Origin of the sequence: Mesorhizobium sp. M1A.F.Ca.IN.022.07.1.1 (assembly GCF_003997575.1) — a bacterium.
Taxonomy (GTDB): domain Bacteria; phylum Pseudomonadota; class Alphaproteobacteria; order Rhizobiales; family Rhizobiaceae; genus Mesorhizobium.
The window spans coordinates 1-380 of the sequence record NZ_RZST01000753.1; the positions used below are offsets into that span (position 1 = coordinate 1).

Genomic DNA, 380 nt, shown 5'->3' on the forward strand with positions numbered 1-380 from the left:
CGCGGATGAAGTTCGATGGAAACCTTCGACAACATGCACGCCGCAATTGTCGACCGAACTGCCGATGCTGGCGCCGTCGCTCGAGATCGAAGTGTGGGTGTAGCATGTCGATGTCCACTCCCAGATATTGCCGGCAATGTCGGCAACCCCCTTTGAGTTGAGGCCGAAGGCGCCGCGTGCCCGCGGCTCAGGATCCGGTTTGCGACCGAGCGTGGCCTCGTTGCGATAATGCTTGAGCCACCGCTTCGCGGGGTTCGCCGGATCGGCTTCGCCGGCCTCTATGTCTCCCCGAAATCGCTCACCGGCGGCATAGGCCCACTCCGCGTCGGTCGGCAGCCGCCATGCTTCACCGGTCCGCGACGACAGCCAGTTTGCAAAAG

Annotated in this window: 1 protein-coding gene; it reads right to left on the reverse strand. The window is 63.2% G+C overall.

Annotated features, from left to right (window positions below):
- A partial coding sequence (locus tag EOA75_RS33775; protein ID WP_164747805.1) for an SUMF1/EgtB/PvdO family nonheme iron enzyme occupies positions 1 to 380 on the reverse strand: 380 nt, incomplete at both ends.